Genomic DNA, 17,106 nt, shown 5'->3' on the forward strand with positions numbered 1-17,106 from the left:
GGGCGTCGAGGGCGCGGTGCCGCGGGGACGGCGTCGCGCGGGGCGGGGCGGGTCGGGGGGTGGGCGCGAGGGCCTCGGGGGGAGCCGGTCACGGTCTGGTCCATCGGCCCGTGGGGGCCCGACCTGACCCGACCGCGCCGGCTTTCCGCCGCGTCGGGTCAGAGGCCGGGAGTCGGGATCAGCCGCGTCGCGCGCTCGCAGGTGCGGTCCTCGGCCGGGCCGGCGACGGTGCACCGCACCACGGCCGTCCTGCGGACCCCGTAGACCGTGATCAACGCGGTGCGGTCGTCCTCCCAGACGAGCGGACCGAACGTGCCCCGCGTGCCGTAGCCCCCGAGCAGCCGGCCCGCGGCGCCGCGCACGGCGACCTCGCTCAGCGGGCCGTCGAGCAGCAGCGGCACGGTCAGCAGGCGACCGGCTCCGGGGGAGGCGGCCACCTCGATGTCGTCGCAGGAGCGCCACAGGGTGCGGGCCGGGTCGCTGAGGGGGGTGATCCGGCTGCAGCCGCCGTCGTAGGGGTCGCCGGAGAAGGTCGAGAGCCGGTCGGCGGCCAGGTCGGCGCGGTAGCCCTGGCGGCTCACGATCCGGGTGGTCTCGTCGGTGGCGGTGTCCCAGGAGATGGTGCGGCGCGGCGCCGTGCCGCCGAGCACGGCCACGCCGTCGGCGGCGTCGAGCACGTCGACGAAGCCGGGGAAGCCGCGGCGGGCGGTGACCTCGCCGGTGGTGGTGTCGAGCACCCGCACCACGGTGCGGTCGCGCCCGCGGGTGACGACGTCGAAGAGCTGGCTGCCGTCGCTCGAGAGCTCGTTGAGGCCGATGTTGCTCTCGCGGAGCACCCGGGTGGACCCGTCGGGGGAGACCCGCTCGACGACGCCGCCGCTGGCGTCGTAGGCCACCACGACGTAGTCGTCGCCGGCGGGGCCGAGCAGGTCGATCTCGTCGGCGTCGACCGGCACCTCCAGGGAGCCGTCGACGATGGAGGTGCCGAGCACCCGGGGCACCCGGGGGCCCGCTCCGCGCTCGAGCTGCCCGGGGTTGAGCACGGTCTTGGGCACGGCGCGGTCCGTCGCCGTCGACACCGTGGAGGTCGGCGCCCCGCCGCCGGCGGGTGGCAGCGCCGTGGCCGTGACGGGCGCCAGCGCCGCCAGCACCGCCGCCGTCACCGCTGCCAGTGCCGTGAGCCCGGTGGCCCGCACGACGCCGGGCGCGCGCCGGGCAGGGACGGTCGCACGGACGCAGGCAGGAGCGCGTGCCGGGACAGGTGCGGGGTCGGGGGTGCGAGGCGTCGGGTGGAGGTGGGTGGTCATCGGGGGTCCTTCGCGGGAGGGTGGCGCGACGGGCCGGCGGTCGGCCGTCCCCTTGTCGACGCGCCCCGCGTCGGTTTCGTTGTGGGCCGCCGCCGGTCCTTCCCGACGACCCTCATGAGGCCGGCGGCGGGCAGGGTGGTGGTCGGAGCACCCGCCCGCCCCGCAAACCCCACTCGATCACTAGACTTCGACGGGCCGCACGACCGCCCGCCCGCACCGACCCCGAGGACGCCGATGAGCCAGCGCGACGCACGCTCCGCCGACGTGGTGCCGCTGCGGGAGGCCACGCGCGCGTGGTTCCTCATCTCGCTGCAGACCTTCGGCGGACCGGCCGGCCAGATCGCGGTCATGCAGCGCACGCTGGTGGAGGAGCGCCGCTGGATCGGCCAGCAGCGGTTCCTCTTCGCGCTGTCCTACTGCACCCTGCTGCCCGGCCCCGAGGCCCAGCAGCTCGCCACCTACGTCGGCTGGCTGCTCAACGGCGTGCGTGGGGCCCTGGTCGCCGGCATCCTCTTCGTGCTCCCCGGCGTGGTCACGCTGCTGGCCCTGTCGGCGCTCTACGTCGGCTACGGCGAGACCACCCTGCTCGAGGGCCTCTTCCTCGGCCTGGCCGGGGCGGTGGTCGCCATCGTCGTGCAGGCCGTCACCCGCCTCTCGCGCAAGGCGCTGCGCCACCCGGCCCTGGTGGGCCTGGCGCTGGCGTCGTTCGTGGCGCTGAGCGTCTTCGGGGTGCCCTTCCCCGTGGTCGTGCTCGCCGCCGGCGTGCTCGGCTGGGCCCTCGGCACCCGGCTGCCCGGGCTGGGCGCCGCCCCGCCGCCGCTCGCCGACGACGGCCCCGCCCCGCTGATCGGCGACGAGGCGCTCCACACCGAGCGCCCCTCCACCGCCCGCTCGCTGCGCGTGCTCGGCCTCGGTCTGCTGCTGTGGGCCGCCCCCGTCGCCGTGGCGGCGGTGCTGGCCGGGCGCGACAGCGTCTTCGTCGACCAGGGGCTCTTCTTCGGTGGCACGGCCGTCATCACCTTCGGCGGGGCCTACGCCGTGCTGGCCTTCGTGGCCCAGCAGGCGGTCAACGTCTACGGCTGGCTGGCCCCCGGCGAGATGGTGCGCGGTCTGGCGCTGGCCGAGACCACGCCGGGGCCGCTGGTGATGGTGGTGCAGTTCGTCGCGTTCGTGGGCGCCTACCGCGATCCCGGCACGCTCGACCCCTGGCTCGCGGCGGTGCTGGCGGCGCTGCTGACCACGTGGGTGACCTTCGTGCCCTGCTTCGTCTTCATCCTGCTCGGCGCGCCGTACGTCGAGCGGCTGCGCGGCAACCGCGCCCTGCGCACCGCCCTCACCGGGATCACCGCCGCGGTGGTCGGGGTGATCGCGAGCCTGGCGGTCTACTTCGCGGTGCACACCCTCTTCACCGACACGGTGCGCGTGGACCGCGGGCCGCTCGCCCTCGAGCTGCCCGTGCCGGCCTCGCTCGATCCCGCCGCCCTCGCCGTCACCGCCCTCGGGCTGCTGCTGGTGCTCGGCCGGGGCTGGCCCGTGCTGCGGACCCTCGGGGTCTGCGCGGTCGCGGGCGTGGTCGTGCACCTGCTCGCCGGCTGAGCCGTGGGTCGGGCGGCGCGCCCGCCGCGCGCGGCGGGCCCGGGAGAGTGTGGAATGGCTCCATGCCGCTCTACGAGTTCGAGGGCAAGCGCCCCACCGTGCACCCCGACGCCTTCGTCGCCCCCACCGCCACCCTCATCGGCGACGTGACCGTGGAGGCCGGCGCGAGCATCTGGTACGGCGCGGTCCTGCGCGCCGACATCTGCACGATCGTGGTGCGCGAGGGCACCAACGTGCAGGACGGCTCGGTGCTCCACGCCGCACCCGGCGAGACGCTCACGGTCGGCCCGAACGCCTCGATCGGCCACTCCTGCGTGGTCCACTGCGCGGAGGTCGGCGAGCAGGCGCTCATCGGCAACAGCAGCACCCTGCTCGACGGCGCCCGCATCGGCGCGCGCACCCTGGTCGGCGCCGGCTCGGTGGTCACCCCCGGCGCGGTCATCGAGGGCGGCGTCGTGGCCACCGGCGTCCCCGCCCGCGCGGTCAAGCCCGTCGCCGGCAGCAGCTCCGAGCCGTGGATCGAGTCCAACGCCCGCTACTACCAGGACCTCGCCCGCCGCCACGCCGCCGGCGCCGGCCCGGTGGACGAGGACTGAGCGGGCCGGTCCGTCGCGGGCGTCATACGAGGGGTGGATGCGCATCCACGGTGCGCATGACGTCCTGCGGCGGGCGCGGCGGGGTGGCGGGCGCGGCGGCGTGGCGGGCGCGGCGGTGACGTCATACGAGGGGTGGATGCGCATCCACGGTGTGCATGACGTCCGGGGGCGGGCGGTGCGGGGGTCGCGGCGGGGTGGCGGGGATGTCATACGAGAGGTGGATGCGCATCCACCGTGCGCATGACGTCCCGTGGCGGTTGCGGCGGCGCGGCGGCGACGTCATACGAGAGGTGGATGCGCATCCACGGTGCGCATGACGTCCGGGGGCGGGCGGTGCGTGGGTCCTACGCTGCCGGCATGAGCGCTCCCGCCGTACGCGTCGAGACCGAGGGGCCGGTCACCACCGTGGTGCTCCACCGCCCGCACGCCCGCAACGCCGTCGACGGTCCCACGGCCGCCGCGCTGGCCGCGGCCTTCCGGGCCTTCGACGCCGACCAGACCCAGTCAGTGGCGGTGCTGTGGGGCGAGGGAGGCACGTTCTGCGCCGGAGCCGACCTCAAGGCGGTCGGCGGCGAGCACGGCAACCGGGTCGACGACGTCGACCAGGACGCCCCGATGGGTCCCACCCGGATGCGGCTGGGCAAGCCGGTGGTCGCCGCGATCGAGGGGTACGCCGTCGCGGGCGGGCTCGAGCTGGCCGCGTGGTGCGACCTGAGGGTCGCCGCCGAGGACGCCGTGCTCGGCGTCTTCTGCCGGCGCTGGGGCGTGCCGCTGATCGACGGCGGCACCGTGCGGCTGCCCCGCCTGATCGGCGCCTCCCGGGCCCTCGACCTCGTGCTCACCGGCCGTCCGGTGGGCGCCGTCGAGGCTGAGCGGATCGGCCTGGTCAACCGCGTGGTCTCCCCGGGCGGGGCGCGCGCCGCGGCCGAGACCCTCGCCCGCGAGCTCGCGGGTCTCCCCCAGGAGTGCCTGCGCCACGACCGGCTCTCGCTGCTGGAGCAGGACGGACTGCCCGAGGCCGAGGCCCTGGCCGTCGAGCTCGACCACGGCCGGGCCTCGCTCGCGGCGGGAGCGCTGGAGGGCGCCGCCCGCTTCGCGTCCGGGGCCGGGCGGCACGGCGCCTTCTGACCCCTCGACGGTGGGTCCTGGCAGCGCGCCGGGCGGCGGGTCCTGGCGGCGGGTCCTGGCAGCGGGTCCTGGCAGCGGGTCCTGGCAGCGGGTCCCGGCAGCGGGTCCCAACGGCGGGTCCCGGCAGCGGGTCCCGGCAGCGGGTCCCGGGGTCAGTCGCCGGGGCCGAGGACGGTGACGGCGGCCTGGCGCGGCGCGCCCGGACCGTCGCCGGTGCCGCCGGTGCCGGCCGACCCGACGCCCTGGCCGCCGCCGAGCGGCAGGCCGACCAGCAGGATCATCAGCAGCGTGAAGACCGTGGCCTTCACGGCTCGCACCGCGGTCACGGCGGCGGCGGGAGGACGGCGTCGCATGACGTTCCAACGAGCCTCGGGTCCGGGGGTGACGGCCCCGGCCGTGGATCCCCGCGGCATGCGCCGGGCGGCCGGTCCGGCACGACGAGCGGTCCCCGCGGGGTCCGGCGAGGGGCGGGGCTCAGCGAGGAGCGGGTCCGAGGCACACGGCGACCAGCTCACCGGGGGCCTCACCCGTCCACGCGGCCCAGCCCCGGTCGAAGCCGGTCACCCGGACCACCCCGTCGCGCCCGCGCAGCAGCGCCTGCGCGGGAATGACGTCGGGCCCGAGGCCGAGGGTGGAGCAGCGGTGGCGGGCCATCAGCGCGTCGACCCGGTCGGGCACGTCGGCGACGGGCTCGGCGCTCAGCCCCGGGGCCGACCCGGACGGCTCCGTCGTACGCGGGCCGAGCACGAGCGCCACCACGAGCGCGGCCAGGAGCACCACCACCGCGAGCCGGACCCCGACCAGCAGCCGGGCCACCAGCGGCGGCGGTGTCCGCGGCGCGATCGACGGCGGGATCGACGGCGGGGTCGACGGCGGGGTCGACGGCGGGGCGACGTCGGCGGAGGGGTGCATGGCGGGCTCCTGGGGGAGGGCCACCGGCGGCGGCGACCGCGGAGGTGGGTGACGGGGGGGGAGGGGGAGCTGCGGGTCCCGGAACCACGCCCACGGACCCCGCCGGGGCTCGTGGTCCCCTCTCAACGACCCGCGCGCACCGAGGTGACCCTCCCGACCGGCGAGGCACCGGCCGGTCCAGACCGGTCCCGCGCCCGGCGGCACCGCCGGTGGGACAGGATGGGGCCATGACCTCCTCCTGGTTCTCCTCCCCGGCGCAGGCCGTCGAGCGGCTCGCCGCGGCGGGCTACCTCGCCGACACCCCCACCGCGACGACCTCCTACCTCGCGGGGGCGCTGGAGAAGCCGCTGCTCGTCGAGGGCCCGGCGGGGGTGGGCAAGACCGAGCTGGCCAAGGCCGTCGCGCGGGCCTGCGACGCCGAGCTGGTGCGGCTGCAGTGCTACGAGGGCCTCGACGAGGCCCGCGCGCTCTACGAGTGGAACTACAAGAAGCAGCTGCTGCGCATCCAGGCCTCGCAGGGGGCCCAGGAGGGTGCGCAGGAGTGGAGCGCCACCCACGACGACATCTTCACCGACGAGTTCCTGCTGACCCGCCCGCTGCTCACCGCCATCCGGCGCGAGGAGCCCACGGTGCTGCTCATCGACGAGGTCGACAAGACCGACGTGGAGGTCGAGGGGCTGCTGCTCGAGGTGCTCTCGGACTTCCAGGTCACGATCCCCGAGCTCGGCACGGTGACCGCGGTGCGCCGGCCCTTCGTCGTGCTCACCTCCAACGCCAGCCGCGAGCTCTCCGAGGCGGTCAAGCGCCGCTGCCTCTACCTCCACCTCGACTACCCCGACGCCGAGCGGGAGCGGGAGATCGTCTCTTCGCAGGTGCCGGGGCTCGACGACCGCGTCGCCGAGCAGCTGGTGGTCATGGTGGGCCGGATGCGCGAGCTGGAGCTGAAGAAGGCGCCGTCGATCGCGGAGTCGGTCGACTGGGCGCGCACCCTCATCGCCCTCGAGATCCGCGACCTCGACGACAAGGCCGTCACCGACACCCTCGGGGTCGTGCTCAAGCACGCCTCCGACCACGACCGCGCGGTGCGCGAGCTGCGGCTGCGGGCATGACCGCGGCCGGCACGAGCGGCCTCCTCGAGCGGCACATCGCCTTCCTCGAGGCGCTGCGCGCCGCCGGCCTCCCGGTCTCGCTCGCCGAGGACCTCGACGCCATCGCCGCGCTCACCGCGCTGAGCTGGGACGACCGGGCCCTCGTCCGTGAGGGGTACGCCGCGACGCTGGTCAAGCGTCGCGCCCAGCGACCCACCTTCGACGCCCTCTTCGACCTCTACTTTCCGCGCCTGGTCGGCGACGGCGGCCTCGGGCTCGACGGCACCCCCGGCGGCTCGACCGCCGACACCTCGCCCGACGGCGAGCCCGACGGGCCCGACGCTCCCGACGGCCCCGACGCCGCGGGGGAGGGCGTGCGCGACAACGCCGCGGCGCTCACCGACTTCCGCGAGCGCCTGCTCGACGCCCTGCTGGCCGGCGACGACGACGCCCTCGCGCGCATGGCCGCGGAGATGGTGGGCCGCTTCGGAGCGATGCCGGGCCGCGGCCCGGGACTGTCCTCGTGGTCGGCCTACACCGCGCTGCAGCGCGTGGCGCCCGGCGAGCTGGTCGACAAGATCGTGGCCGGGCTGGTCGCGGGCGGTCGCGGCGACGAGGAGGCCGACCGCGCGGCCGCCCAGCGGATCGGCGCCTTCACCCGCACCGTCGAGGCCGACGCGCGCCGCCGCATCGGCGAGGAAAAGGGGCCCGACCACGTCGCCTCGGTGGCGATGCGGCCCACCATCGACCGGCTCGACTTCCTCTCCATGCGTCGCGCCGACCTGGAGGAGATGCGGCGCGAGATCCACCCGCTCGCACGTCGCCTGGCCAGCCGGCTGACCCAGGAGCACCACTCGCGACGTCGCGGCCCACTGGACTTCCGGCGCACGGTGAGGGCGTCGATGTCGACCGGTGGCGTGCCCCTAACCACCCACCACAAGCCGCGCCGGCCCCACCGCACCGAGCTGGTCGTGCTGTGCGACGTCAGCGGGTCGGTGGCCCACTTCGCGCAGTTCACCTTGCTGCTGGTCTTCGCGCTGCGCGACCAGTTCCAGGCCGTGCGCGCCTTCACCTTCGTCGACGACGTGCACGAGGTGACGCCGTACTTCCGCCCCGGCGCCGACCTCGTCGACGTGATGGGCGACCTGGCGGCCAGCGCGGCCCACGCCGCCCGCTTCGGGCGCACCAACTACGGCCGCGCCCTCACCCGCTTCGCCGAGGAGCACCCCGACGCGCTGGGTCCGCGCTCGTCGCTGCTGGTGCTGGGCGACGCCCGCTCCAACTACGCCGACCTCCGCCTCGACGTGCTGCGCGAGCTGACCGCCGGCATCCGTCACTCCTGGTGGCTCAACCCCGAGCACCGGCGCCACTGGGACACCGGTGACTCCGCCGCGTCGCGCTACGGCGAGGTCGTGCCGATGGTGGAGTGCCGCAACCTGACCCAGCTCGGGGAGTTCGTCCACCAGGTGCTGTGAGGCGGCCCGGGTCAGCCGGCCAGGTAGCCCAGCCCCTGGATGCGCTGGATCTCCGCGCGCAGCTCCGGGTGGGTCGCGCTGTCGGCGGCCCGGGCACCGGCGAGGTAGACGCTGGTGCCGTCGGCGCGGGCCGAGGCCCCCTCGAAGACCACCGTGACGCGGTGCGGCAGACCGGCGTTGACCAGCGACCCGAGCAGCGCGACCGGGTCGGAGCGGTCCTCCAGCGACAGCACCCGTGTGGTCTCCGGCACGCGCGTCACCTGCGCGCCCGGCGCGCCGGCGGTCACGACCTGGTCGACCACGAAGTGCGGCGAGGCGACGGTGGCGGCGATCTCGGCGGCGGTCACACCGCCCTGCGCCGACCCGACGAGCATCACGCGCGCGCCCTCGTCGCCGGCCACGGCGCGCTCCACCGCGGCCACGACCTCGGCGTCGTAGGCGGTGTGGTCGCCCCCGACCAGCCGCAGCCGGCCCTCCCCGGCCTCGGGGCCGGGCAGGTAGGCGATGTAGCGCTGCGGGCCGACCCGCTGCACGGTGACGCTGCGCCGGCTTGCGGCCAGCGCGGTCAGCAGCTCCTCGATGCTGCGGGGTGCGCGCTGCACCGGGTCGTCCGCGCCGGGGACGCCGGGCCCGTCCGCGCCGCCGGCATCCGGCGCGTCCGCGACGCCGGGGGCCCCGTCGTCCACGAGGCCGCCGGCGACGTCGCGCAGGGCGGAGCCGAGGTCGGTGGGGAAGTCGGTGACCCCGGCGGCGCGCAGACCGCCGGCGGCCGCGACCCGCTGCGTGTCGCCCGCGAGCACGCCGACCGTGAGCATCGAGCGCATCTGCAGCCCGTCGAGCAGGCCACCGCCGCCGCTGCTCACGTGGTCCATCAGCTCGGGGTTGTTCTCGGCCAGCTCGTTGAGGTAGGCCGCCACGCCGTCACGGTCGAGGGCGTCGGTCTCGATCAGCCCGGCCGACACGATCGCGCCACCCAGGGCCACGCCGGGGGCGAGGTAGCCGATGGCACGACCGGCGATGGAGCCGAGGGTCTCGTAGGCCGCCGACTGCAGCTCGTCGATCCACCGGTAGGTCAGCACCGTCGCCCGGAGCACGAGCGCGTCGGCGTCGAGCTCGATGGAGCGGGTCAGCAGGCCGTGCTTGCCGGCGGTGGCGGCGCGGATGTCGTCCTCGGCCCGCGCCCAGGTCGACCGGGAGAGGTCGGCGGAGTCGGCGACGTCGGGGTCGCGCAGGATCTCCACGCCGAGGCGGGCCCGCTCGCGCACGTGCTGGCCAGCCGCGTCGAACTCGTCGGCGAGCCGCATCATCTGGTCGTACTTGTCGGCGAGGTCGGCGTCCTCCACCGCCGAGCGCGGCGCGGGTGACGCTGCCGCTGCGTCTCCCGCGGCCCCGGCGGACCCGTCGGGCCGCCGGCCGAGGAGCTCCCCGAGGAGATCGCCGCCGGGTCCGCTGCCGGGTCCGCTGGCGGGCGTGCCCTGGTCGGGCAGGTCCCCGGTCACCGGGTCACCTCGGCGAGCACGGGCGCCAGCTCGGCGGCGAGGTCGGGCGGCTCGACGCGGTGCACGCCCACCCGGTGCTCGTCGTCGACGTGGCGCGGGCGCAGCGCGCGCCAGCCGTCGGCGAGCAGCACCCAGGAGACGACGCCGACCACACTGGTGCTCGCGCCGGAGACGTCGGCGACCAACGCCCGCAGGCGGCCCCGTGCCTCGGTGGTCAGGGCGCCGAGCGCGCCCACGGTGGCGGCGTCGTCGAGCGTCGTCTGCCGACCGGCCCACCGCTCGTCGGCGCCGGTCCTGCTCATCGAGCGGGTGCGGCCGGTGTGCTGCGCGACCAGCACCGGCAGCAGGTCGCTGCGCCCCGAGCGCACCGCCTCGCCCGCGGCGTCGACCAGCGCGAAGGGGGCGTCGAGCACCGCCGGCACCTGCGAGGTGGTCAGCGCGAGGTCCTCGGGCACCACGGCCACCCGGGCCAGCTCCATGGCCCACTGGGAGACCGGGAACCACGCCAGCTCGAAGACGATGCCGTCGGCCGTCGCCAGGGTGGCGACGGCGTCCCCGGCCTGGCGGTGCCAGGCCTTGCAGCGCAGGGGGCCGACCGCGAGGTCGACGTCGAGGGCGACGACAGGCGTGGCGAGCAGGCCGACGGCTCCGAGAAGGCCGGAGTCGACCTCGCCGCCCGCCAGCAGGCCACGACGGCCCAGCGAGGCCTCGGGGTCGTGCAGGGACGACAGCGCCGAGGCGTACGCCGCGTCCTCCGTCGTGCCGCGGCTCGAGCCGAGGCGACCGTCCAGCCCGCCCGGGCCCGCGGCGGGCGCGGGCGTCGGGGCGAACGGCAGCGGAGCGCCTCCGGCGGCCTCGGCCACCAGGTGCAGCTCGGCCAGGGTGAGGGCCACCCGTCGCGGCAGCGCGTCGAGCAGGTTGGCCGCCGGGGGCGGCGGGTTGCTCAGGTCGATGGTGGGCATCGGCGTCCTCTCGAGACGGTGTCGGGGGGTGGGCCGGACGTGGTCACGGGCTCACGCGGCCCGGGGGTGGAGGGTCACAGGCCCGGGAGCTCGACGCTCAGCCAGTCGCGGTGCCCCGCGGGTGGCGCGTCGAAGCCGGCGACCTGCTCGTCGGCCGGGTCGGCGAGACGTCGCACCCCGAGGGCGGCGTCGGCGTCGGCGTGGGCCTGCACCGCGGCGACGCGGGCGCGGGCGTCGGCGACCAGCGTCGCCGCGCGTCGCTCGCGCTCGCCGATGGTCTCCTGCAGGAGGCCGACCTCCTGGGCGTGCCGCTCCAGGGAGTCGGCGGCGGCGTCGTGGTCGGCGGCGGCGTCGCGCAGGTGCCCGGCGCGCTCCCTGACCCGCTCGCGCATCGCCTCGGCGGCCCGTCCGCTCCAGCCGACGGCCTCGGTGCGGGCGACCAGCCGGTCGGCCAGGGCGCGGATGTCGCCGCCCTGCTCGCGCAGCTGCAGCACCCGCCTGCGCATGACGTCGGTGTCGCCGTACATCGTGCCTCCCTCGCCTCTCCTCGTGCGCTCGCTTTCCCCGGGCCCGGGGCGGCGAAACCACGGCCCCGGCCCCGCGTCGGGGCCCGTGGTCGGCCCGTGGTCGGCAGTGGTCTCAGCGCTCGGCGACCACCTGGAGCACCTGGCTGGAGGCGGTGGAGTGGCCGCCGGGGTCGAGGAAGCCGGCGGCGGTGAGGCTCTGGACCTGCTCCACGACGCCGGGGTGGGTCGAGGTGTCGAGCGCTGCGGCGCCGGCGACGTAGGCCGGCAGTCCGTGGTGGCCCACCACGCCCGCGCCGCCGGCGTCGAAGCCGACGGTGAGCTGCTCGGCGGTGTCGGGGTTGTCCTCGCCGTCGAGCAGGGGCACGACGTCGCCGTGGTTCTCCAGCGACACCACGTGGGCACCGGCCGGGAAGCCGTCGAGGTGGGCGGTGGGGGAGCCGGCGGTCACGACGTGGGTGACGTCGTACGGGCTGCCCTGCGCGAGCAGGGCCGCGGCGGTCATGCCGCCCTGGGAGTGACCCACGAGCAGGACCGGCTCGTCGGGCTGCACCCCGGCCTGCTCGAGCGCGGCGACCACACCGTCCTGGTAGGCGTTGCTCTCGCCGGCGAGCAGGAGGTAGTTGGTCGCCATGTCGCGCACGTCGGAGTCCTGGGTCCACGGCAGCGTGCCGAGGTCGTCGGTGCCGGGCAGGTAGACGACGTGGCGCACCTGGCCGTCGGGCCCGTGGAGCGTCTGCACCTCCACGGCCCCCGGGGCCCCGCGCCCGTCGGGCCCCGACAGCGCGGCGACCTGCTGGAGGTGGGTCAGCAGCCCGGCGAGGGTGGCCGGGGCGACGGCGCCGAGGCCCACCGCGAGGTCGCCGCGCGGCACCGCGACACCGGTGCGGTCGTCGTAGAGCGCGGCGAGCAGGCCCGCGGCCGACTCGGTGTCGGGGGTCGACGACGGCGGCCCGAAGGGACCGCCCGGTGTCGCCGGCGTGAGCCCGTCCCAGAGGCCGTCGAGCAGCCCGCCGCCGCCGTTGGCGAGGTGCTGCACCAGCCCGGGGTGCTCGAGCAGCCACTGCTCGGTGAGCCGGCCGACCCCCGTCAGGCCCCGGTCGAGGTCGCGCCGCACCGACGGCGGCAGCGCCGGCCGGAGCAGCGTCGGCCAGAGCAGGGCCGCCGCCCCGCCCACGACCACGGCGCCGGGCAGCCACAGCGGGGCCGAGGCGGTCAGCGTGAAGCCCACCGCCCGGCCGGCGAGCAGGTCCACGGCCTCGAAGGTGGCCCGCACCAGCTCGTCGCTCTCGCGCAGCCAGTGCAGCGTCACCCGCACCATCACGGCGTCGGTCTCCCAGGCCGCGGAGGCGGCCAGCGCCCCGTCCGGTCCGGCGCAGGCGGCCACCACGGCGGCCTCGGCCGCTGCGAACGTGCGCGGCGCCAGCGGCGCCGAGGCCAGCAGGTCGGCGTCGAGCAGGACCCGCGACCCCTCGCCCGCCCAGTCGCGCAGCCGGTCCCCGGAGGCGTCGTACGCCGAGGCCAGCGCGACCAGCTGCGGCCAGCTCGCCGCGAGGCCGGTCGCGCCGCCGGTGAGCGACGTCAGGGGCGGGAGGGCGTGGCCCGGTGCGTCGGTGACCGTGGGGTCGCCTGGGGCGCTCACGACGCGACCCCGGCGACGAGCCGGGCCACCTCGCGGCCCAGGGCGGAGGGCTCGACGTGGTGCACCCCGACCTGGGACACCCCTGAGTCGACGTGGGGACGCAGGGTGCGCCAGCCGTCGCTGAAGAGCAGCCAGCTCACCCAGCCGACCTTGCGACGGCCGTCGTCGCCCTGGCCGGAGACCACGGCGCGCAGGCGTCCGACCACCCCGGAGTGCAGCAGCTGCACCTGCTCACGGGCGTCGGCGCCCTCCGGCACGCGCATGTGCGGCAGGTGACGGCGCAGCAGCTCCTCGGTGAGCCGGGGTGCGTCGGTGCGGCGCGCCACGCCCACGCCGAGCATGAGCTCGTGGGGCAGGGTGAGGTCGCGCGCCGGCGGGGTGGGCGCCAGGGCGCTGGTGACCGCGGCGACGCGGGCCAGCTCCGCGGCCCACGAGCGGTCGTCGAACCAGCCGATCTCCACCTGCGCGCCCGCGGTGGCGACGGCGGTGACCCGTCCCGCGCGCCGGCGGTGCCAGGCGCGCAGCTGGACGTCGGTCGACCCGCCCGGCCCGGCGCCGTCACCCGGGGCGGCGACCGGGGCGGCGCCCGTCGTCGGGCGTCGCACGACGAGGTCGAGGTCGACCGCGGTCTCGGGGCGGGCCAGCACGTCGAGGGCGCCGGGCAGCTCCGGGAAGAGCCGGCCGGAGGCGTCGACCAGGCCGAGCCCGCCGAGCTCCTCCCACGGGTCGGTCGTGTCGTCGGGGTCGTGGGGCGGCACGGGCGCCGGACGCATCGAGCCGTCGAGGGTCCGGTCGGGGCCGGTGCGGCGGGCGACCTGCCACGGCATCGGTGACTCCAGGCGGCGCCCCAGGGCCTCGGCCGCGCGCCGCGAGACCCGCACCCGGCGCGGATCCGCGCTCTCCCGGCCGGCCCCGGCCCCGGGTCCGGGTCCGGGTCCGGGTGCGGCCTCGTGCTCGGCCCCGGCGCCGTCGAGACGACCGAGGTCGATCCGGGTCGTCATCAGGCCGCACTCCCGAGGCCGGGCAGCAGGCCCGGCAGCTCCAGGTCGAGCCAGTCGCGGTGGCCCGGGGGCGGTGGGGTGATCCGCTCGAGCCGGTCGGCCAGTCCTCCGGTCCAGTCGTCGAGCCGCCCGCCGAGCGGGTCCAGCCAGTCGTCGGCGCGCTCGCGCACCGCGTCGAGGAGCCGGGCGAGGCGGCGCTCGGCCGCGGCGATGAGCTCGCGCAGCCGGTCGACCTCGCGGGCGTGGCGCTCGAGGGCCTCGGCGGCGGCGTCGTGGAGGGCGGCCGTGCGCCGCAGGTCACCCGCCCGCTGCCGGGCCCGCCGGCGCACCGCGTCGGCGGCGACGCCGGTCCAGGTGGTGGCTTCCGCCCGGCCCACCAGCCGGTCGGCCTCGGCGCGGACGTCGCCCGCCACGTCACGCATGCGGCGGGCGAGACCGAGGAGGGCCGAGGGGTCGCCGTACATCGTGGACCTCCGAGGGGGGTGGGCGGTGGGCCGGGTGCTGTGGCAGGACCGTGCCCGACCTCGGCGGCCCGGAAACGTCACGGACGCAGGGCTGTGGAGAGCCGGTCGAGGCCCTCCTCGACCACGGCGGTGGGTCCGGCGAAGCTCAGCCGCACCGAGCGGTGGCCCTCGACCACGTCGAAGTCGACGCCCGGGGCCACGCCCACGCCGGTGCGGGCGAGCAGGTCGCGGGCGAAGGTCATGGAGTCGTCGGTGAGGTGGGAGACGTCGGCGTAGACGTAGAACGCCCCGTCGGCCGGCGCGAGGCGGCTCAGTCCCAGCCGCGGCAGCCCGTCGAGCAGCAGCCGCCGGTTGTGGGCGTAGCGCTCCACGTGGGCGTCGAGCTCGGCGTAGGTCTCCTCGGTGAAGGCCGCGAGGCACGCACGCTGGGCGAGCACGGGCGGGCAGATGGTGAAGTTGCCGGTGAGCACGTCGACGGCGCGTCGCAGGTCGCGCGGCACGAGCATCCAGCCGATGCGCCACCCGGTCATGGAGAAGTACTTGCTGAAGCTGGAGAAGACCACGGCCTGGCGGCTGGTCTCCCACGCCGAGCGGGCCAGCCGGGCCTGCGGGCCCTGCTCGAGCGGGGCGTACTCGATGCCGTGGTAGATCTCGTCGGAGATCAGCCGCACCCCGTGCTCCTCGGCCCAGCGGGCCAGGGCGGCGAGCTCCTCGGGCAGCAGCATGGTGCCGGTGGGGTTGGCGGGGCTGGCCACCACCAGGCCCGAGAGCCCCACCTCGGCGTGCAGCGCGTCGAGCTGCTCGACCGTGGGCTGGAAGCGGGTCTCCGGGCCGGTCGCCACCTCGACGACCTCGCAGCCGAGCGCGCTGAGCACGTTGCGGTAGCAGGGGTAGCCCGGGCGCGCGATCGCCACGCGGTCGCCGTGCTCGAAGGCGGCGAGGAAGGCGAGCAGGAAGCCGCCGCTGCTCCCGGTGGTGACGACGACGTCGTCGGCCTCGACGTCGATGCCGTGGGTGCGCCGGTGGTGGCCCGCGATGGCCTCGCGCAGCTCCAGCACCCCGGTGGCCGGGGTGTAGCCCAGCGGGTCGCCCGACCCGAGCAGCCGCACGGCCTCGGCGGCGACCGGTCCGGGGGCGCCGGTGCTGGGCTGGCCGGCGAGCAGGTCGACGAGGTCGCCGTGGGTGCGCCGGCGCTCCGCCGCCGCGGCCAGCATGTCCATCACGTGGAAGGGGGGTACGGCGGCGCGGCTGGCCACCTGCATCCGGTCGGTCACCCTGCGACCCTAGAAGGGGACCCCAGTGGGGACCCTGGAGGGCGTCCGGGAGCGGTCGCGGCGCTCCGCGGCGGCCTCCCGCGCCGATAGACTGCGTGCCCGCCACCCCACGCGCAGAGGTGACATGACCTTCGACGTCCACCAGCTCGACCAGTTCGTGCTGGTCGGCTCGGCCGTCACGCTCCTGGCGATCCTGGCCGTGCGGATCTCCTCGCGCGCCGGGCTGCCCAGCCTGCTGTTCTACCTGCTGATGGGCGTCGCGCTCGGCGAGGCAGGCCTCGGCATCGGCTTCGAGGACGCCGAGCTGGCCCACGCCCTCGGGTTCGCGGCCCTGGCCGTCATCCTGGCCGAGGGCGGGCTCACCACCAGCTGGCGCGAGGCGCGACCGGTGATGCGCCTGGGCCTGTCGCTGGCCACGGTCGGCGTCGCGGTCTCGGTCGCGGTGGTCGCCGTCGGGGCGCACTACGTGCTGGGCCTGCCGTGGGAGCTGGCCGTGCTGCTGGGTGCGGTGTGCTCGCCCACCGACGCCGCCGCGGTGTTCTCGGTGCTGCGGGTCGTGCCGTTGCCCCGCCGGCTCACCGGCACCCTGGAGGCCGAGTCGGGCCTCAACGACGCCCCCACGGTGGTGCTGGTCACCCTCATCTCGACCGGGGCGGTCGGCGAGCACCCGCCGCTGGTGGTGCTCGCGATCATCGTCTTCGAGCTCGCGGTCGGTGTGGCCCTGGGGCTCGCCGCGGGCTTCGGCGGCGCCTGGACGATGCGCCGCGCCGCCCTGCCCTCCTCCGGTCTCTACCCCCTGGCCGTGCTCTGCCTGACCTTCCTGGCCTACGGCGGCGCCACGGCGCTGCACGGCAGCGGCTTCGCGGCCGTCTACGTCGCCGCGCTCGTGCTCGGCAACTCCGAGCTGCCCCACCGCGCGGCCACCCGGTCCTTCGCCGAGGGCGTCGCCTGGCTGGCCCAGATCGGACTCTTCGTCATGCTCGGTCTGCTGCTCTCGCCGGGCCGCATCGACGCCGCGACCGTGGGTCTGGCGGTGGTGGCCGGGTTGCTGCTGACCTTCGTGGCCCGACCGCTGTCGGTGGCGGTGAGCGCCCTGGCCCAGCCGATGCCGCCGCGGCAGCTGGCCTTCCTGTCCTGGGCCGGGCTGCGCGGTGCCGTGCCGATCGTGCTGATGACCATCCCGCTGTCGGAGGGGGTCGAGGGGGCCGAGCGGCTCTTCGACATCGTGTTCGTGATGGTGGTGCTCTACACCCTCCTCACCGGGCCGACCCTGCCCTGGGTGGCGCGCGTGCTGCGGGTCGCCCGCCGCTCCGAGCCGCGCGACCTCGAGCTCGAGGCCGCGCCCCTCGAGCGGGTGGCCGCCGACCTGCTCCAGATCACCATCAGCCCGGTCTCGCGCCTGCACGGCGTGGAGGTGGGCGAGCTGCGGCTGCCCGTGGGGGTGTCGGTGTCGATGGTCATCCGCGACGGCCGGACGCTCGTGCCCGACCCGCGCACGGTGCTGCGACGCGGCGACGACCTGCTCGTCGTGACCCCGCGCAAGCAGCGCGAGCTCACCGAGGAGCGGCTGCGCCTGGTCAGTGCCTCGGGCCGCCTGGCGCGGTGGAGCAGCCCGGAGCAGGGTCCGCGGGGCTGAGC

16 protein-coding genes are annotated in these 17,106 nt (G+C 76.6%); 6 read left to right on the forward strand and 10 right to left on the reverse strand.

Annotation, left to right across the window (positions count from 1 at the left end; translation table 11 throughout):
• Positions 1-158: 158 nt before the first annotated feature.
• Positions 159-1,307, reverse strand: coding sequence for a hypothetical protein (locus ASF47_RS06100; protein WP_156697771.1), 1,149 nt, complete (start codon positions 1,305-1,307; stop codon positions 159-161).
• 234 nt (positions 1,308-1,541) lie between these two features.
• On the opposite strand from ASF47_RS06100, the gene chrA reads away from it, so the two are divergent.
• The 3 genes from chrA to ASF47_RS06115 all read left to right on the forward strand — a co-directional run bounded on the left by chrA (position 1,542) and on the right by ASF47_RS06115 (position 4,627).
• Positions 1,542-2,903 (forward strand): chromate efflux transporter, encoded by a 1,362-nt coding sequence (gene chrA, locus ASF47_RS06105; RefSeq protein WP_056863135.1) that lies wholly within the window; start codon positions 1,542-1,544, stop codon positions 2,901-2,903.
• Between the two features lie 62 nt (positions 2,904-2,965).
• Entirely contained in the window at positions 2,966-3,499 is a 534-nt protein-coding gene (locus ASF47_RS06110; protein ID WP_056863136.1) for a gamma carbonic anhydrase family protein, read from the forward strand.
• Between the two features lie 357 nt (positions 3,500-3,856).
• Complete coding sequence (locus ASF47_RS06115) at positions 3,857-4,627, forward strand: crotonase/enoyl-CoA hydratase family protein (protein WP_056863137.1); 771 nt, start codon at positions 3,857-3,859, stop codon at positions 4,625-4,627.
• Positions 4,628-4,779: 152 nt separating this feature from the next.
• Here the strand turns inward: ASF47_RS06115 and ASF47_RS20980 are convergent, their stop codons facing one another.
• Both ASF47_RS20980 and ASF47_RS06120 read right to left on the reverse strand, forming a co-directional pair.
• Positions 4,780-4,980, reverse strand: a complete 201-nt coding sequence (locus ASF47_RS20980; RefSeq protein ID WP_156697772.1) for a hypothetical protein — start codon at positions 4,978-4,980, stop codon at positions 4,780-4,782.
• A gap of 121 nt (positions 4,981-5,101) precedes the next feature.
• Entirely contained in the window at positions 5,102-5,539 is a 438-nt protein-coding gene (locus ASF47_RS06120) for a hypothetical protein (protein ID WP_056863138.1), read from the reverse strand.
• 227 nt (positions 5,540-5,766) lie between these two features.
• Here ASF47_RS06120 and ASF47_RS06125 point away from each other — a divergent pair, with 227 nt between their 5' ends.
• Both ASF47_RS06125 and ASF47_RS06130 read left to right on the forward strand, forming a co-directional pair.
• The gene (locus ASF47_RS06125) at positions 5,767-6,648 is read left to right on the forward strand and encodes an AAA family ATPase (RefSeq protein WP_056863139.1); all 882 of its coding nucleotides are present in this window, start codon (positions 5,767-5,769) and stop codon (positions 6,646-6,648) included.
• Positions 6,645-8,102: a VWA domain-containing protein gene (locus ASF47_RS06130; RefSeq protein ID WP_056863140.1), complete on the forward strand. Its 1,458-nt coding sequence runs from the start codon at positions 6,645-6,647 to the stop codon at positions 8,100-8,102. Before ASF47_RS06125 ends, ASF47_RS06130 begins: the two co-directional genes overlap by 4 nt.
• Before the next feature lie 11 nt (positions 8,103-8,113).
• Here the strand turns inward: ASF47_RS06130 and ASF47_RS06135 are convergent, their stop codons facing one another.
• The 7 genes from ASF47_RS06135 to ASF47_RS06165 all read right to left on the reverse strand — a co-directional run bounded on the left by ASF47_RS06135 (position 8,114) and on the right by ASF47_RS06165 (position 15,468).
• Positions 8,114-9,601 carry a hypothetical protein gene (locus ASF47_RS06135; protein WP_056863141.1) on the reverse strand — a complete coding sequence of 496 codons (1,488 nt, stop codon included), beginning with the start codon at positions 9,599-9,601 and terminating at the stop codon, positions 8,114-8,116.
• Positions 9,598-10,563, reverse strand: a complete 966-nt coding sequence (locus ASF47_RS20985) for a hypothetical protein (RefSeq protein ID WP_056863142.1) — start codon at positions 10,561-10,563, stop codon at positions 9,598-9,600. The genes ASF47_RS06135 and ASF47_RS20985 overlap by 4 nt, the downstream gene beginning before the upstream one ends.
• A gap of 74 nt (positions 10,564-10,637) precedes the next feature.
• The gene (locus ASF47_RS06145) at positions 10,638-11,090 is read right to left on the reverse strand and encodes a hypothetical protein (protein ID WP_200918975.1); all 453 of its coding nucleotides are present in this window, start codon (positions 11,088-11,090) and stop codon (positions 10,638-10,640) included.
• A 112-nt stretch (positions 11,091-11,202) separates the two neighbouring features.
• The gene (locus tag ASF47_RS06150; protein ID WP_056863143.1) at positions 11,203-12,729 is read right to left on the reverse strand and encodes a hypothetical protein; all 1,527 of its coding nucleotides are present in this window, start codon (positions 12,727-12,729) and stop codon (positions 11,203-11,205) included.
• Positions 12,726-13,730, reverse strand: a complete 1,005-nt coding sequence (locus ASF47_RS06155) for a hypothetical protein (RefSeq protein ID WP_056863144.1) — start codon at positions 13,728-13,730, stop codon at positions 12,726-12,728. The genes ASF47_RS06150 and ASF47_RS06155 overlap by 4 nt, the downstream gene beginning before the upstream one ends.
• The gene (locus ASF47_RS06160) at positions 13,730-14,194 is read right to left on the reverse strand and encodes a hypothetical protein (RefSeq protein ID WP_056863145.1); all 465 of its coding nucleotides are present in this window, start codon (positions 14,192-14,194) and stop codon (positions 13,730-13,732) included. The genes ASF47_RS06155 and ASF47_RS06160 overlap by 1 nt, the downstream gene beginning before the upstream one ends.
• Before the next feature lie 77 nt (positions 14,195-14,271).
• Entirely contained in the window at positions 14,272-15,468 is a 1,197-nt protein-coding gene (locus ASF47_RS06165; RefSeq protein WP_235558660.1) for a pyridoxal phosphate-dependent aminotransferase, read from the reverse strand.
• Positions 15,469-15,592: 124 nt separating this feature from the next.
• On the opposite strand from ASF47_RS06165, the gene ASF47_RS06170 reads away from it, so the two are divergent.
• On the forward strand, positions 15,593-17,104 hold the full coding sequence (locus tag ASF47_RS06170; protein WP_056863146.1) for a potassium/proton antiporter: 1,512 nt from the start codon (positions 15,593-15,595) through the stop codon (positions 17,102-17,104).
• The last annotated feature ends 2 nt before the right edge of the window (positions 17,105-17,106 follow it).

The sequence above is a fragment of the Nocardioides sp. Leaf285 genome (genome assembly GCF_001422955.1).
GTDB classification, from domain to species: Bacteria; Actinomycetota; Actinomycetes; order Propionibacteriales; family Nocardioidaceae; genus Nocardioides; species Nocardioides kribbensis.

What these genes read in the sequence shown, in the direction of transcription:
- ASF47_RS06125 (WP_056863139.1), top strand. Translation starts at nt 5,767, where the DNA reads ATGACCTCCTCCTGGTTCTCCTCCCCGGCGCAGGCCGTCGAGCGGCTC.
- ASF47_RS06170 (WP_056863146.1), top strand. Translation starts at nt 15,593, where the DNA reads ATGACCTTCGACGTCCACCAGCTCGACCAGTTCGTGCTGGTCGGCTCG.
- ASF47_RS06145 (WP_200918975.1), bottom strand. Translation starts at nt 11,090, where the DNA reads ATGTACGGCGACACCGACGTCATGCGCAGGCGGGTGCTGCAGCTGCGC.
- ASF47_RS06100 (WP_156697771.1), bottom strand. Translation starts at nt 1,307, where the DNA reads ATGACCACCCACCTCCACCCGACGCCTCGCACCCCCGACCCCGCACCT.
- chrA (WP_056863135.1), top strand. Translation starts at nt 1,542, where the DNA reads ATGAGCCAGCGCGACGCACGCTCCGCCGACGTGGTGCCGCTGCGGGAG.
- ASF47_RS06160 (WP_056863145.1), bottom strand. Translation starts at nt 14,194, where the DNA reads ATGTACGGCGACCCCTCGGCCCTCCTCGGTCTCGCCCGCCGCATGCGT.
- ASF47_RS06110 (WP_056863136.1), top strand. Translation starts at nt 2,966, where the DNA reads ATGCCGCTCTACGAGTTCGAGGGCAAGCGCCCCACCGTGCACCCCGAC.
- ASF47_RS20980 (WP_156697772.1), bottom strand. Translation starts at nt 4,980, where the DNA reads ATGCGACGCCGTCCTCCCGCCGCCGCCGTGACCGCGGTGCGAGCCGTG.
- ASF47_RS20985 (WP_056863142.1), bottom strand. Translation starts at nt 10,563, where the DNA reads ATGCCCACCATCGACCTGAGCAACCCGCCGCCCCCGGCGGCCAACCTG.
- ASF47_RS06130 (WP_056863140.1), top strand. Translation starts at nt 6,645, where the DNA reads ATGACCGCGGCCGGCACGAGCGGCCTCCTCGAGCGGCACATCGCCTTC.
- ASF47_RS06115 (WP_056863137.1), top strand. Translation starts at nt 3,857, where the DNA reads ATGAGCGCTCCCGCCGTACGCGTCGAGACCGAGGGGCCGGTCACCACC.
- ASF47_RS06155 (WP_056863144.1), bottom strand. Translation starts at nt 13,730, where the DNA reads ATGACGACCCGGATCGACCTCGGTCGTCTCGACGGCGCCGGGGCCGAG.
- ASF47_RS06120 (WP_056863138.1), bottom strand. Translation starts at nt 5,539, where the DNA reads ATGCACCCCTCCGCCGACGTCGCCCCGCCGTCGACCCCGCCGTCGACC.